Below are 15860 nucleotides of genomic sequence, written 5' to 3'. Positions count from 1 at the left end.
TATTGTATTTAATCCCCAATGTATTGTAACTATAGCTTTTATCATTGGTGTAATTAACTATTTATTTTTTATATTCCTTAAGTTTTTCAAGTCTCTTAAGAGCTTCTTTTAAAGTTTCTTCCTTCTTAGCAAAATGAAATCTTATATAATTATTTACCTTCTCTCTGAAGAAGCTTGAGCCTGGAACTGCTGCTACTCCAATTTCTTTTGCCAGCCATTTGCAGAATTCATAGTCGTCCTCATATCCAAATTCAGATATATCAACCATGACATAGTATGCTCCTTGAGGTTCATAATACTTAAGCCCTATTTCATCTAATCCACTTAAAAATAATTTTTTCTTCTTTTCATAAAGTTCATTTAGCATTTCATAATACTCTTCTCCAAATTCTAATCCCTTAATAGCCGCTTCTTGAAGAGGTGCTGCTGCTCCTACTGTTAAAAAGTCATGAACTTTCTTACAATTTTCTATTACTGCTTTACTGGCTATAATATATCCAAGCCTCCAGCCTGTAATTGAATATGTTTTTGATAAAGAGCTGCAGGATATAGTTCTTTCAAACATTCCGTCCAGCGCTGCTAAATAGGTATGCTTGTATGGCTTAAATATTATGTGCTCATAAACCTCATCAGTAATTACAAAAGTATCATATTCTTTAGCAAGACTTCCTATATATAAAAGCTCGTCTTCAGTAAATACCTTACCTGTAGGATTTGATGGATTACAAAGTATAAGTGCCTTTGGTTTTTGCTTAAAGGCATTTCTTAATTCTTCTTTATCAAATTTAAAGGCTGGCGGCTTTAGTTCAACATATATAGGTTTTGAACCTGATAGAATCGTGTCCGCAGTATAATTTTCATAAAATGGTGAAAATACTATAACCTTATCACCTGGATTGCATACACTCATCATTGCGCACATCATTGCTTCTGTGCTTCCACAGGTCACCAGTACATTTTCCTCAGGATTTATCTTAATTCCCATGAACTTTTCTTGTTTTAATGCTAATTTCTCTCTAAAGTTTTGTGCTCCCCATGTAATTGAATATTGGTGAGGTCCTTTATCTGAAACTTCCTTTAACCCATCTAATATTTCTTTTGGTGGATCAAAGTCTGGAAATCCTTGTGAAAGATTTATTGCTCCATATTTATTGGCTATTCTTGTCATTTTTCTTATTATAGATTCTGAAAACCAATCTAACCTATTGCTTAATTCTGGCATATTCTTTCCTCCATTTTTATTTATTTCTATACTTTAATAATTCTTATCAAAATAGTCACATATATTTTTATATAAAAATCTCCATTTCACATTAACAGCAAAATAAAGATTGAATGCATGAAAGTAAATAATAGATTGAAATTTATGTAAAATACTTCATTCTATACTATGTTTATTATTTTGCGCCTAAAGCTTATTAAAAATAAAGCACTAGAGATTAAACTCTAGTGCTTCATCGCATAAAAATTTACTCTCTTATCTTTCAGCCTAAACTGCAGGATTTGGCACCTAATTATTTGTATTTTATAATCGGTTGCCGGGTTTCACGGGGCCAGTCCCTCCACCACTCTTGATAAGTTATTTAATTTTCGTTTTTTCCTATAGGATTAGTATATGTTTGTTTTATTATAATGTCAATACTTTCATTAGAGATTATCAACATTTATTATATAATCTATAATAATAATAAGATTTTTCATATTCTTCCCCAGTATTTACAACATATTTTGTTCCTTGTTTTATGAACCCGCATTTTTCAATTACCCTTTGAGATTGAAAATTATCTGGTTCTATTATTGCCATTATATAATCTAGCTGAAAATTATTCAGTGCCCATATAGTTATGGCTTTGGAAGCTTCTGTAATATATCCTTTATTACTCAAATTTTCTGTTATGAAATATGCGAGCTCAATCTCATTATTAACTTCTTCCTTATTTTGTATCGCTATCATCCCTATTAATCTTCCATTATCTTTAAGAGTTACAGCAAGACATACTCTTATATTTTCTTTATCTATGCTCTTATATTGATCAATCAACGCCTTCAGCCACTCTTTTCTGACTTCCATTGAAACTCCCCAGTCTGGCATCCATTTTAATATGTATTGCTCACTACATATTTCTTGCAGCTTTACCGCATCATCAATATTAAACTTTCTTAATATAAGTCTTTCTGTTTCTATACAAATATTCATAATTTCCCCCTAGGCTTTCATACTTATTTTTCCTATTCTTTTTGCAATTTACTTAATACTTCAATCTTTTAAGAAATACTAGTCCAGTATAACCAAATCTAAAGTTATTAGTTGCTACGTTAAACTATAACCTTTCTTATTTCCATTAGCATTAACTTTACTATATATTTTTTTCTTATATCTATTCAAGCCCAAAAATTATTCCACCTTATTTTTTATCCTATTTAAAGATACATGATCTTGTTTAAAGCATAAAAAAGTGATGATATTTTACCGATATCATCACTATGAAACTTACTTTAATACGCCACTTTCACTATACATAAAAATATATTTATGCTGGTAAGAACATATATCCATTATTGACATTAACTCCTTTTCGTGCAAAGATACCTTTGCTAGTTGGATAATATTCATTTATCTCGTATTCAGAAATATCTGTAAAATTCACACTTGGAGTTGATTTCGTTAAATCTACAGCCATTTTAGAAAGATGCCTGTTATTGCTTACATTTATAAAATATATTGTTCCATTAATAATCTTCATATCTTCTCCATCCATTACTGCCAATCTTTTTGTCGATAAATCAGTTAGATTTATTGAATACAAATTATTGTTATCTGCAGAATTTATAGCTAATATTTGTCCTGAATAAGGACCAAAGCTATTTACAGAGAAATTTGACAGCTTTTGTTTTTGTGTACCATCAATACTTATCTTATATAAAGTTGAATTATCACTTTTATTTTCATAAAGAATAGTATCTTCATCCACTAAATAGTTCCCAATATTATCAGTAGAAATAATTTTATCTATATTATTGGTTGTATCAAATGCGTGGAGCTTATTTCCATCCCTTGGATCCACAAAATATATTATACTACCTGCTGCTATTATATTATATACTTCTCCTAAGCTTAAATTAGGCTTATATGCTCTATTAGATAAGTCGATTGATGACAAAGTACTTTTATTATTAGCATCAGAAAAATAAGCTATATTATTTACAACTGCCAATGAATTTACTGGATAATTATAAAAATCACTAACATTAGATGTGTTAACTACATCTTTGGGATATGGTTCTTTTATAATTGAGAGATTATTATTATCATCCCAATTTGGAAAAACCGTTGTAGTCCCATTCACCTGAAACAAACTTGTATACATTGCTGAGTTCTTTAATGAAAAAGGTGTATATCCATTTTTAAAGGCATCTTTATCTAAATTGGAAGCAGCACTGCCATTAGTGGCCGCACTATTATTACTACTACTGTTTACGCTTATCTGCCTTGGAGCACTTGTACTTTGATTTTGACTAGTTTTGCTTGCTGTTTGCTGACTGCTGCAGCTTAATAAATTTATACACAGTGCCAAAGGCAATAACAACGATATCTTCTTCAATATTCCACCAACTCTCTCTATACTATATTTACTATAATTCTACATTAATTTTATCACTTTTAACAATTCATTTGTATTTTCATAATATATATGTCGAAATAACCTATACTACTCTTTAGCTAAAATTCAAACATTTATATAAAAAAATGGTGCTAGTTATCTAAAACCAGCATCACTTTTTGCAAGTATCTAATTTTAATATACTATTTTTTTTATGCTTGAAATTGACAAACAATATTCTTCAGCTAAAGCTTCTTTACTCTCTCCCAGCTTAAACTTTACTTTAATTTCATTATTTCTAATTTCGAGTTCCTTCTTGGATCCTGATATTGTTCCCCATTTACGTCTATGTCCTTCTTCTCTTGGGATATAAATATATTTTCCCTGACAATACCTTTGTATTTTTTCAATTAATTCTTTAGGCAATATATTTTCTGCACTTATATACTTCATATTAATTCTACTCCTTAGAAATTTTTTAATCTAAGGGTGCAGAATTTATTTTAAAATATTAGGCCATAATTTTTATAATTAATGACTTTATGCCAAGTTATAAGCCTAAGCTTTAAATAAACTCTGCACAAAGTGTAACTGGTGTTTCTTTTTGCAAAACAATTCCCCCAATCCTTCTTTCATACATTAAAAAGCTGCTATCTTATATATGCTATAAAATATATATACACACCTCGCCCTTTATGTGTATATTTCTCAATAATTATATCATAAATATTGGCTTGAATGTAAATTTAATCATATATTAAATTTACTATATGGTTTTCTTCCAATATGCATAAAATGTTCATAATTATTGACATATAAGTAAGCTTTATTGGTATAATATATATTAGGAATTTTAATAGTCAAATTATAATATCTATCTTTGACTGATGATATACAATGAGGTGCGTAATGGATAAATTATTTAAAATTATTGTTTTAATATTTTGGGTTGCAATTCTATTTTTATTTTTTAAATATAAATTATATGTTGATGGAGTTGATAAAGTTATAAACTTTTTAAATACATACAGTGAATATAGCGTAATATTATTTCTCATAATAGCATCACTTAGAATCTTTACCCTTATTCCATGTACTGTTTTTATAATTATTGGTGGTGTTCTATTTAATCCATTTGAAGCTTTTCTACTTACTGCAACTGCTAATTTGATTAGTGAAATTTTATTATTTTTCTTTGCAAAACTCACATTTGGTATGAGTTACCAAAACAAAATAATAGAAAAGCATCCTAAAATATATACTATGATAAAAAAGAACAATGTACAAATTTTAGCTTTAGGCGTTTCTTCTCCTGTAGTACCTAGTGATATAGTTTGTTTCTTTTCAGTGCTTGCTGAAATCACTTTATTAAAATATATTATAACAATATTGTTAGCCGATACTCCTGTCATCCTTTTATATACTTTCTTAGGCATAAGTGCAAAGTACTCTATTTATGTTTTTCTATTTATGCTTATACTTGTAATAGTAATTAACTTTATTAATTTTAAAAAATGGAATAATCAAATCGCTGAATAAAATAAATGATTCATCCCGCCATTATATCTCATAATTAAATATACGACGTATTCTGACATATGCATCATGTGTAATACTCCCTATTTATAATTGATTATATAGTATTTTGATATATTTTTTTGAAATTTTATCAATTCGCAATCCTTTTTAATGGAAGAGAATATACTATATTAAATCAATTTTTAGGAGTTCCATATGATTTTCATATCACCACTTTTACTAGCTATATCTTCAAATCTAGAACCATTATCAGCTTCTTTATCTTATGGGATTAAAAAAATTAATTTACCAAAATCAACTATAATTTTACTTTCAATTTTAACCTCAATTTCTGCATTTATCTCTATGCACATTGGTAAATTATTTCTACCTTTCTTTGGTCCTCAATTAGCTGATATATTTGGTGCCGTTTTATTATGCTTTATTGGAGTTTCATTTATAATTGAATATATAAGAATAGAAAAAAAACGCATTGGATATGATACCTCCTATTTTTACGAAAATCCATTTGGATACAAAAATATATTGGATAATCCTATAGTTGTCGATGCAGATAAATCAAATCATATAGATATAAAAGAATGTCTTAATCTCTGCGTAGCCTTTTCATTAAATAATGCATTAACATTTTTTGCTGGAGGTTTGACAGGTGTAAACATTAATTTAAGTTTACTCTTTTATTTTCTAATTTCTATTATTTCAATATGCCTAGGTTCATATTGCTTTAGATGGCTTTCTTTTAGATTGCTCCGAAAATATTCTCATCTAATTTCTGGAGTAATTTTAATACTTCTAGGAATACTCGAATCATTTATATAGCTATTTACTATATATCATATAGTAAAAAACACTTTCTTATAGTGAATTACTAAAAGAAAGTGTTTTTTATTTACTGAATTTTATTCATATCTAAGTGCTTCTATCGGATCAAGTTCTGCTGCCTTTTTGGCTGGATAATATCCAAAGAATACACCAATAAACATTGAAAATGAAAAACTTATTAAAATTACTATCGGTGATATTGACATTGAATATCCCATTGCCTTTGATCCTACTGTACCTGCCCCCAGCCCAAGAGCTATTCCTAAAATACCACCTATGGAGCATATTATAACAGACTCAACTATAAATTGCATCTTTATATGGCTGCCTTTAGCCCCAAGGGCTTTTCTTGTTCCTATTTCTCTTGTTCTTTCTGTAACTGATACAAGCATTATATTCATTACTCCAATTCCACCAACTACAAGTGATATTCCTGCTATTCCAGATATAGCAATTGCAACTGTATTCATCATTGATGTCCTTGATTCAAGCATACTTTCCATATTACTTGCCTGAGCTACAAAATTTATATTTTTAGAATAGAGATTCGCTAAATATGTTGATAACTCAGTTGTGAATGCTGCAACATCTACATTATCTTTAGGTTCTACTTGAAACATTTGATAATTTTTATTCGTTGCTGTTTTCTTTTCTACAGTTATAGGAATATATAAACTTGTAGATAAATTTTCATCTGACGTTGTTCTACTTGAACCAGATGCTTGATATTTATATACACCAACCACATAGTATGTGAAAATGTTGCTTGATGTGTAAACTTTTATTTGCTGCCCTATAGGATTAACGCCATCACCAAATATTTTTGTTACTAATTTATCTGAAACTACTGCAACATTTTTTGCATTATCAATATCATTTTGATTAAGATATCTTCCCTCAGTAATTGTAATATCTTTAACCTCTTGATATCCTACATTTGTACCAATTGTACTTATATTTGCATAGGATGTTTCACTTTTAACTTTACCAGAATCACCATTTTCAGATAGACTTATAGCACTTATCTTATCACTAAAATTATCTTCTAACTCATTTATCTGATTCATAGTCATAAGGTCAGTATCCTTTTGGGAGCTACTTGAGCTTCCCATTCTACCGCCGCCGCCTCCGCCTGGTCTCCCGCCTCCTGGCATTCCACCGCCGCCAAACATTCCAGCAGCACCGCCACCTGGGGCACCACCGCCATTTTGACCGCCGCCATTTTGCCTTCCATTTCCATTACCTTGTTGCCTGTTACTTCTTGAATTATCAGTTGAACCTGAAGCCACACTTGAATTTTTTGCATCAGTTAGATTCTTTTTAGCCAATGCTATTGCCTTATCTGCTGAACTTTTTTCTTGAACATTAACTGTAATGTTTGTAGCACCCATTGAAGCCATGGAACTTTCTACAGAAGAAGTCATTGTATTCCCCACCGTAACAACGCCAATTACTGATGCTATACCTATTATTATTCCAAGCATAGTAAGTAATGCACGCATTTTATTAGCTTTAAGGCCTGCTATTGCAAGCATAATATTTTCTTTTATAAACATCCTTTTTCCTCTTTTTGGTATCTTCTATAATACTTTTCATTTTGCTCTACCGATGTTATGTTTCCATCTCTTAAAGTTATAATTCTTTCTGTCTCTTCAGCAAGTTCATTATTGTGGGTTATAAGTACTATTGTTTTTCCTTCTTCTTCATGAATTTTATGAAATAAATCCATAACCATCCTTCCAGTAGCTGAATCAAGAGCTCCAGTAGGTTCGTCTGCAAGTATTATACTAGGATTGTTTACAAGCGCACGAGCTATTGCAACTCTTTGCTTTTGCCCTCCTGATAATTCACTAGGTTGATGGGTCATTCTCTCTTTCATTCCAACAAGCTCCAAAAGTTCTTCTGCACGCTCTCTCCGTTCCTTTTTACCTGCACCTTTATAAAGCATTGGTAATTCAACATTAGACAAAGCTGTACTTCTTGGTATTAAGTTATAGGTTTGAAATACAAAGCCTATTTTCTTATTCCTTACTTCTGATAAACCATCATCTGATATATCATTAATATTAGTACTATCTAATATATATTCTCCAGATGTTGCCCTATCAAGTGCACCTATAATATTCATCAATGTACTTTTACCTGAACCTGACGTTCCAATAATCGATACAAACTCGCCTTCTTTTACAGTAATATCCAGTCCCTTTAAAATATTTAACTGATTTGGAGTTCCTATATAGAAACTTTTTATAATATTTTTCATCTCTATTACGTTTTTACTCAAAAACTCACCTCCCTATTTACTTATCATTACTGTACTCCCTACTGTATAACTTGCTGGTTCACTAAGTATAATCATACCATCAGTAAGATCTGCTCCATCAATTGCAACATTAGTATCCGATTCCAAGCCTTTAGTTACTGGAATTTCCTTAACAACATATTGATTTCCTTGTTTTACAGCTGCATACACGAAATTTTGTCCCTTTTGAGTTACTACTGCTCCATATGGTACTGAGTAAACATCATCTTTTTCGTTTGTAATAATCTTTATTGTTGAATTCATACCTACTTTGACCTTATCACTTTGGCCTGAAAGCTGAATTTCCACTTTAAATGTCACATCACTACTTGTAGAATCACTGCTACTACTACTGCTACTCTTACTGCTGCTACTGCTACTACCGCTGCTACTATTACTATAACTAGTACTCTGACTTGCAGCTGTAGAAACTGGTTCTGCAATTGTAACAGCTCCTTGAATAACTTCACTACCTGATGCATCTGTACTTAATTCTGCTTTTTGCCCAACAGCTATTTGATTAATATCTGTTTCATCAACATCTGCATCAACGATTAAATTACTTAAATCTTGTATTACAAATAATGCTCCTGCTGCCTGAACACCGACCTCACAGTTTACATTTGTTATTGTACCATCTACTGTTGCAACTACTTGTGCATCTTGAAGTTTCTTTTTCTTATCTTCTAATGCTAATTCAGAAGTTTGATCATTTGCAGCAGCCTGAGCACTATCTAATGCTGTTTTATCATTTTCTATTTCTTTTTCAGCTGAAGCTTGCGCAGCTTGTACAGCAACTTGAGCCTGATTATAAGCTTTTTGATCATTATCTACGGTTGTTCCAGCAGTATCAACATCATGCTGAGACATATTTCCATTTTGAAGCATTACCTTGTCATATTCATAAACCTTAGTATCATTATCAAGTGTAAGCTTGGCTTTATTAAGATTAGTTTGTGCACTCACTATATCTGTATTTAAATTATTATCATATAGATACTTTGCATTATCATAATTTTTTTGCGCTTGTGCTAGTGATGCCGCATTTTTGGCTTTATTTGCATCAAGAGTCTGCTGTCCTTCAGCAATTTGTTCCTCTAATTCGGATGTATCTATTGTCGCAAGAACATCTCCTTTTTTTACTGTATCTCCAACTTTTACATTAATACTTGCAACATTATATTCTAAATTTGAATATATATTTGTACCCTGTCCACTTTTTATAGCTCCTGAAGAACTAATAGTTGTTTCAATTTTTGTTTTTTCCAAAGTCGTATACTTAACTTTAGCCTGAGTTGTCTTAGGTTTAGAAAACTTGAGTTTATAAAAAATCCCGCCTCCAACGACAACCACTAGCACTATGCATATTATACTTATTATTTTCTTATTAAAGAACTTTTTTGTTGTTACTTCTTTATTGGCAATTTTTTTATTATTGCCTAATTTTATCTTATTTAATAGCTTCAATTTTAATACCCTTCTTTCGCTTCAATATAACTTAAATAAGCCTGATAAAATGCGGATTTATCACTTTGATAGCTTTGAGATTCTTTTATGGAATCAACATTAGCTGTATTAACATCCTGTTGTGATGCAAATCCATAATTATATTGGATTACTTTAACATTATATTGATCTTTCTGCTGACTTAAGCTATTAGCACCGTTTTTCATGGCAGCATATGAATTCATAAGGGCATCATACTTTGTTTTAAAATCTTTTTCTGCATTATTTTTATCTAATACTAACTGGGACTGTTCATTTTTCAATGAGTTATCATATTGTTCATCCTTATTATCATACTCATCACTACTATCGTCATTATCATCTTCATAATTATCTTTATCATCAGATGCTTGTTCAAGCGAAATATTGTCACTTTGTAAAGTTAAATTATTATTGAACATTTCTGTCAAGTCATTATTATAATTTATTGTAGATACATCGTTAAGATCCTGATCTAAGTTTGTATCAAAAGTAACATTTTCTCCTGATGATAATCCTAAATCATAAAGTAATTTTGTTTTATCATTTTCTTCCGCATCGTTTGTTTTACTGGAAGCATTAAGTGCTGTAGTATAATTTAGCTGTGCAGTTGTATAATCGTTCTTTGATAAGAATCCACTATCATACTGTACCTTTGCAATATCTGCTTGTTTTTTTAATAAGTCTACATTAGCAGTATTGTACTCTTTGTTAGGCAAATCCCCTAATACATACGATATGTAATCACTTTGTGCTGTTTTAACTAAATTCTGCAAGCTGTTATTATAAGTAATATTAGCTTTTCTCAAGTCATTCCTAGCCGAATCTAGCGAATCTTTTGCGGTGTTTAGTGCAGTTTTATCAACAGCTGTTGGTGCTGTTGGCTTAGCATTATTAGCTGGATCTTCATTATATTTAGCCAGTGCAGTATTATAATCAGATAATTCAGTATTATAATTATCTACTGCAGTATTGTAATCAGATTCTTCCGTATCATACTTATCTTTAGCAATATCATAAGATAACTTTGTATTATCTCTAGTATTATCATATATCTTAGCCTGCTGATTATATTCAAGAATGATATCCTGTATATTAACTAGTGATATTTTAATCGTGTTCGCATCCTCAGCTGTACTTGAACTACTGGTATTACTAACTGTATTTGAATTAATGCTTTCAGCTGCATTTGCACTCGGTATATTGCTTCCCATTAAAACCATTGCTACAAAAAAACTTATTAGTACTCTCTTCAAAGTCTTCCCTCCTGTTATTTTTAAAATATTTTTTACAACATTAATTTATTATAGACAATCAGCTACTTAATTACAATTTTAGTATATCTAACAAATCTAACTTTACTCTAAAACAAATATAAACAATGTATAAACTTATGTTAAATTTATGTTAAATTTTTATTTTTACTATCAACTATGGATTTTTAAATTAATGATTTATAACTATGATTAGATTCTTCTTAAATTCCATGATCTATTTTTACAAGTAATTATGAATTCTTGATTAAAAAAACTATATTTATAGCTATTTTAATTAAAAAATATAAGTTATAAATATAGTTTCTACTTTGTAAAAGTTTTACATATTAAATCTATACCCTGCTCCCCATACAGTTTCTATGTATTCAGGATTACTACTATCTAGTTCAATCTTTTCTCTTATTCTGTTTATGTGTACAGTAACAGTTGAGCTATCACCTAAGGATTCTTCTCCCCAAATTCTATCTAGTAATGTATCTTTTGAAAACACAATATTAGGATTTGACGCTAGAAACATTAATAACTCAAATTCCTTATTGGCTAATTTAACCTCTTCTTCTCCAACATAAACTCTTCTTGCTTTTAATAAAATCTTAATTCTTCCGATTATTATCGAACTTTTCTCATTTTTAACACTTTTCTCCATGGTTGTGAGCCTTTCATATCGCGATATATGAGCATTTACTCTTGCCACAAGTTCACTTGGACTAAATGGCTTTACAATATAATCATCTGCTCCAATTCCCAATCCTTGTATTTTATAAATATCCTCTTTTTTTGCAGTTACCATTAAGATAGGTATCTCCTTAACATCCCTTACTTCTTGACAAATTCTAAACCCATCTTTACCTGGAAGCATAACATCTAATAAAATTAAATCAAACTCCTCACTTAATGCAAGTTCAAGACCTTCATATCCATTTTGAGATATTTCAGTTTTAAATCCACTTATCTCAAGATAATCCCTTTCCAACTCAGCAATACTTTCATCGTCTTCTATAATTAGTATCTTTTTCACTTATTTTCCTCCAAACCATAGAATTAATTTACAATATACATATCTATATCTTTCCTTACTTATTGTTATTTATTTGATTGTCTCTTAATCTCATTTCTGAGCTAATTTAGTTAAATCCTAATTACGATTACTATAATTCTTAGGGAAAGTTATTTTTATTGTAAGTCCGTTCCTATTGTAAGCCATAATTTTCCCGCTATGTGCCTCAATAATATGCTTAGATATAGCCAGTCCAAGTCCACTTCCTTCATTAGGTTTTGTACGTGAGGAATCACCTCTGTAAAACCTCAGAAACAACTTTGAAAGATCTTCTTCTGGTACGCCTATGCCATTGTCACTTATCTCTAATACCACTAAATTTTCTTTTTCATATAAATATATTTGAATTTTAACCTTTCTATTTTTATTATATTTTACACTATTATTCAATATATTTAAAAGAACTCTGTTAATTTCTTGAGGATCAAGCTTTATCATAGTTGAATCATCACATGTACTGTCAAAGAATATTTCTACATCTAAGCCTAGAAATTCTTCCTTAGCACATTCGTAAAACTTCTTTATATGCCCATTAATACTCACTATGTTAAATTTAAACGGAAACTGCCCTGTATCTAATTTAGAAAATAAGAATAAACTATCAACTAATCCATCCATATCACAAGCTTTAGTATAAATAGTATCTAAATATTTTTTTTGCTTTTCTGGTGTATTTGCTACTCCATCCCTAAGTCCTTCAACATAACCTTTAATTGCAGTCAATGGAGTACGCAAATCATGTGATATCCCTACAACTAACTCTTTTCTATTTTCTTCATATTTTAGCTGCATATCAATAGAATCCTTTAAACGCATTCTCATTTCATCAAAATCGCCGCAGACTTGTTTAAACTCATCATCACTATCGTAATTCATTTCAAAATCTAAATTTCCGTTTTTAATTTGTTCAGCTCCATAGCTTAAAAGCTCTAAAGGTATAATCAGCTTTTTATAAATTTTACTTGATAATATGATGTTAGTTATGGTTACAACTATTAATGATATAATAATAACGATAATAATATAGCTGATTACAAATGTTGACATTTCACTTTTCATATCAAACCTTATTGGTTTGTAATCAGAATTTATTGCTATAATATTTACAATTTTATCATCTTTTTTAAAACTGTTTTTAACTAATGATGTTGAATTCATTTCTAATACTAACGAATTAGATTGAAAAATCATATTATCACCAATGTTTGAAAGTGCTTCTTGGTCTTTGTCAGTAATATTAGATGACATTATTGTTCCATCATATGTAATTATTAAATGATATCCTTTAGGCTCAAGAAATTTCTGTAAGTTTTGTGTCAAATTTTGAATATCATCTTTATTTTGAATTTTTCTCATATCTGGTCTTAGATTCTGTTGAATGAAATATGGGTTTTGATCCACTTCTCTATCGCTTTCAAATTTTCTTTCATATGCTGCTGAAAATGGTATATTCATTATACCTGCGATAATAAAAATAATAACCACTGGAACAATTAGCATAAGAATATTTGAAATTGTTAATCTCTTTTTTATTTTCATAATAATTCCTCGACTAAAGTCTTATCTACGAGCAAATTTGATAAGTCTATTTTTTCTGGATTAGTAAGTAAAGAATAATCCTTAATCCATAGAATTTCATCAACTATTCTGCATTCACTAATTGTAATATTAGGTTCTTCGTCATAAACCTCTTCTAATTCTTTATTCTTAGTAAGAACTGCAATTCTTCTGCACGGTTCCTCATTCATATCATATATATTAAAAAAGCTATTATATGAATCAAAGTTTTTTACTGATGTAACAACCTTTAAAAATAAGTTATACTTTTCAGCTGCTTTATTTGCATTAATATACTCTCTATTCATCTTATCTCTCCTCGTATGTTAATATTTAAATAATTATCTCATAGGGCTATACTCATTTCAATATTGAGTTTAATATAAACTCACATGATATGATCTTATATACAATTCATTTTTAAGTACTCATTCTCCAATAACTTTAAATTCACTTTTAAGTCTTACAAGTTCATCCTTTTTAAGATATCTCCATTTACCAATCTCTATATTATCTATAGTAATATTCATAATTCTAATTCTCTCAAGCTTTATTACTTTATATCCTAAAGCACCACACATTTTACGAATCTGCCTATTTAGCCCCTGAGTTAGAACTATTTTAAATGTATCTTTATTAACCCTATTTACCTTGCAGGCTCTAGTCATTATCTTAGTTTTTTTATCTTCTTTTATTATACTTAACTCTTTTAAAGGAACGGTTTCACAATCCTTTATCCTAGACTTGCGACTTGAAAATTCCTTAGAATTTTTATATATGCCTAATGTATCTGATATTCTTTTAACACCTGAACTTTGTTCTCCTGCTATTTCAACTCCTGAAGCCATTACTTCAAGAAACTTTTCATCAAAACTTCTATCAACTTGTACAAGATATTCTTTCTCATGCATATTATCAGCCTCTAGAATTACATTAGCTAATTCTCCGTCGTTAGTCATAATTATAAGTCCTTGAGATTCCTTATCCAATCTGCCAACTGGAAAAATATATTCAGGATAATTCATAAAATCAATTATATTTCCTTGCACCTTTTCAGCTGTGCACATAATATCAACTGGTTTATTAAGTGCAATATATACTTTTTCTCTTCTTAAAATTGGTTTATCATCAAGAAGAATTTCATCACTTTCCTCTACCCACTGACCTAAAACGCAGTTTTTTCCATTTACCTTAATCCGCGCTTCTTCTATTAATTTATTTGTTTCCTTTCTAGAGCAAATTCCATAATTACTAAATAATTTATTAATCCGCATTTTGATATTTATCCTTTCAAGTTAACATTATTTTATCCATATGAAGATAGGGACACTATAAATTAGACTTATATATAGAATAGTTATCTATCAAATATTAGGCTTTTCACAATTGCAAAAGCTTCTCTCGTATAGGTTATAGGAATTAAATACCATACTGTTGTACTTGAATAATTATCAAATTTTACATAACCATTTCTTTTAGCTAAAATACTGCTTCTTAAAGCATGAAAATCTGTTGTAATTATTTTAACACTAATTTCATTCAATGTTTTTCCACTTAATTCTTCTATTTTCTCCTTAGAAAACTTGAAGTTTTCATTTGTATTTTGAGATTTATCTTCAATTAGTATTTTATTTTTATCTATTCCTCTATCTTGCAAATATATACTCATAGCATGCGCTTCTGGCAAATCTTCATCATTTCCCTTTCCACCAGACAAAACAATATAAGCATCTTCATTTTGCTTTAAGCACTTTATTGCTGCCTCAAGCCTTCCTTGAAGTATTAAACTTGGTGTTTTTCCATTTGAAAGTCCCGCCCCCAGCACTAAAATGTAATCAGTGTTTTGAAGATTGCTTTTTGGATAACTTATTATTGCAACTTCTATTCCTAAAAAGCAAACGAGGAAAATACATATAATCACTTTAGCCGTTTGAAATATTTTCAATAAAGCTAACTTATCTTTAATAAAATGATATACTACAATAATAATACCTAAAGCTACAACTGGATAGCTAAATGCAATTTTTGTACTGCTTATTAAGTTCACATCTATCACATATAAAATTAATAAGCCTCCCAATAAAATATCCCAATATCTTCTCATAACTCTTCCCCCATAAATTTATTAATTGCAACGAATATAAAATATGACTTTAGGAACATAAAAATAAATAACAGGTCCAAGGTTGCCTTGAATATTTTTCATCAGGCAAGGAGGT

15 protein-coding genes and 1 riboswitch are annotated in these 15860 nt (G+C 29.7%); of the genes, 2 read left to right on the top strand and 13 right to left on the bottom strand.

All coding sequences use genetic code 11. The features are described 5' to 3' along the window. Positions 1–61: 61 nt before the first annotated feature. The 4 genes from CLOBL_RS11350 to CLOBL_RS11335 all read right to left on the bottom strand — a co-directional run bounded on the left by CLOBL_RS11350 (position 62) and on the right by CLOBL_RS11335 (position 4055). Positions 62–1222 carry a pyridoxal phosphate-dependent aminotransferase gene (locus CLOBL_RS11350; protein WP_077859133.1) on the bottom strand — a complete coding sequence of 387 codons (1161 nt, stop codon included), beginning with the start codon at positions 1220–1222 and terminating at the stop codon, positions 62–64. 252 nt (positions 1223–1474) lie between these two features. Continuing rightward, positions 1475–1581: riboswitch (SAM riboswitch) on the bottom strand. A 76-nt stretch (positions 1582–1657) separates the two neighbouring features. Next, positions 1658–2197: a GNAT family N-acetyltransferase gene (locus tag CLOBL_RS11345; protein WP_077859132.1), complete on the bottom strand. Its 540-nt coding sequence runs from the start codon at positions 2195–2197 to the stop codon at positions 1658–1660. 334 nt (positions 2198–2531) lie between these two features. Beyond that, positions 2532–3602, bottom strand: coding sequence for a DUF5050 domain-containing protein (locus tag CLOBL_RS11340; protein ID WP_242953826.1), 1071 nt, complete (start codon positions 3600–3602; stop codon positions 2532–2534). 195 nt (positions 3603–3797) lie between these two features. Next, entirely contained in the window at positions 3798–4055 is a 258-nt protein-coding gene (locus CLOBL_RS11335; protein WP_009170841.1) for a CD3324 family protein, read from the bottom strand. Positions 4056–4511: 456 nt separating this feature from the next. Here CLOBL_RS11335 and CLOBL_RS11330 point away from each other — a divergent pair, with 456 nt between their 5' ends. Next, a complete protein-coding gene (locus tag CLOBL_RS11330) occupies positions 4512–5141 on the top strand; it encodes a VTT domain-containing protein (RefSeq protein WP_077859131.1) in 630 nt (209 codons plus the stop codon). A gap of 195 nt (positions 5142–5336) precedes the next feature. Further along, entirely contained in the window at positions 5337–5960 is a 624-nt protein-coding gene (locus CLOBL_RS11325) for a hypothetical protein (RefSeq protein WP_077859130.1), read from the top strand. Between the two features lie 80 nt (positions 5961–6040). Here CLOBL_RS11325 and CLOBL_RS11320 read toward each other — a convergent pair whose 3' ends face one another. From CLOBL_RS11320 to CLOBL_RS11280, 9 genes are all read right to left on the bottom strand, one after another. Continuing rightward, positions 6041–7519, bottom strand: coding sequence for an ABC transporter permease (locus CLOBL_RS11320; protein ID WP_077859129.1), 1479 nt, complete (start codon positions 7517–7519; stop codon positions 6041–6043). Further along, a complete protein-coding gene (locus CLOBL_RS11315; RefSeq protein WP_077859128.1) occupies positions 7510–8247 on the bottom strand; it encodes an ABC transporter ATP-binding protein in 738 nt (245 codons plus the stop codon). Before CLOBL_RS11315 ends, CLOBL_RS11320 begins: the two co-directional genes overlap by 10 nt. Before the next feature lie 12 nt (positions 8248–8259). After that, on the bottom strand, positions 8260–9732 hold the full coding sequence (locus CLOBL_RS11310) for an efflux RND transporter periplasmic adaptor subunit (RefSeq protein WP_077859127.1): 1473 nt from the start codon (positions 9730–9732) through the stop codon (positions 8260–8262). A 2-nt stretch (positions 9733–9734) separates the two neighbouring features. Further along, entirely contained in the window at positions 9735–11006 is a 1272-nt protein-coding gene (locus CLOBL_RS11305) for a hypothetical protein (RefSeq protein ID WP_077859126.1), read from the bottom strand. 340 nt (positions 11007–11346) lie between these two features. Beyond that, positions 11347–12045, bottom strand: coding sequence for a response regulator transcription factor (locus CLOBL_RS11300; RefSeq protein WP_077859125.1), 699 nt, complete (start codon positions 12043–12045; stop codon positions 11347–11349). Positions 12046–12162: 117 nt separating this feature from the next. Beyond that, a complete protein-coding gene (locus tag CLOBL_RS11295) occupies positions 12163–13623 on the bottom strand; it encodes a HAMP domain-containing sensor histidine kinase (RefSeq protein WP_077859124.1) in 1461 nt (486 codons plus the stop codon). Next, complete coding sequence (locus tag CLOBL_RS11290) at positions 13620–13949, bottom strand: hypothetical protein (protein ID WP_077859123.1); 330 nt, start codon at positions 13947–13949, stop codon at positions 13620–13622. Before CLOBL_RS11290 ends, CLOBL_RS11295 begins: the two co-directional genes overlap by 4 nt. Positions 13950–14069: 120 nt before the next feature. Then, on the bottom strand, positions 14070–14915 hold the full coding sequence (locus tag CLOBL_RS11285) for a pseudouridine synthase (protein WP_077859122.1): 846 nt from the start codon (positions 14913–14915) through the stop codon (positions 14070–14072). A gap of 83 nt (positions 14916–14998) precedes the next feature. Continuing rightward, positions 14999–15745 (bottom strand): YdcF family protein, encoded by a 747-nt coding sequence (locus CLOBL_RS11280; RefSeq protein WP_077859121.1) that lies wholly within the window; start codon positions 15743–15745, stop codon positions 14999–15001. Positions 15746–15860: the final 115 nt, after the last annotated feature.

This window comes from Clostridium sp. BL-8, assembly GCF_002006495.1.
Taxonomy (GTDB): domain Bacteria; phylum Bacillota; class Clostridia; order Clostridiales; family Clostridiaceae; genus Clostridium.
Note: the sequence above shows the minus strand (reverse complement) of the source record. Positions and strands in the feature narration are given on the sequence as shown.

Coding starts and splice junctions, on each gene's coding strand:
- CLOBL_RS11345 (WP_077859132.1), bottom strand. CDS start 2,197: ATGAATATTTGTATAGAAACAGAAAGACTTATATTAAGAAAGTTTAAT.
- CLOBL_RS11290 (WP_077859123.1), bottom strand. CDS start 13,949: ATGAATAGAGAGTATATTAATGCAAATAAAGCAGCTGAAAAGTATAAC.
- CLOBL_RS11330 (WP_077859131.1), top strand. CDS start 4,512: ATGGATAAATTATTTAAAATTATTGTTTTAATATTTTGGGTTGCAATT.
- CLOBL_RS11350 (WP_077859133.1), bottom strand. CDS start 1,222: ATGCCAGAATTAAGCAATAGGTTAGATTGGTTTTCAGAATCTATAATA.
- CLOBL_RS11325 (WP_077859130.1), top strand. CDS start 5,337: ATGATTTTCATATCACCACTTTTACTAGCTATATCTTCAAATCTAGAA.
- CLOBL_RS11335 (WP_009170841.1), bottom strand. CDS start 4,055: ATGAAGTATATAAGTGCAGAAAATATATTGCCTAAAGAATTAATTGAA.
- CLOBL_RS11295 (WP_077859124.1), bottom strand. CDS start 13,623: ATGAAAATAAAAAAGAGATTAACAATTTCAAATATTCTTATGCTAATT.
- CLOBL_RS11285 (WP_077859122.1), bottom strand. CDS start 14,915: ATGCGGATTAATAAATTATTTAGTAATTATGGAATTTGCTCTAGAAAG.
- CLOBL_RS11320 (WP_077859129.1), bottom strand. CDS start 7,519: ATGTTTATAAAAGAAAATATTATGCTTGCAATAGCAGGCCTTAAAGCT.
- CLOBL_RS11280 (WP_077859121.1), bottom strand. CDS start 15,745: ATGAGAAGATATTGGGATATTTTATTGGGAGGCTTATTAATTTTATAT.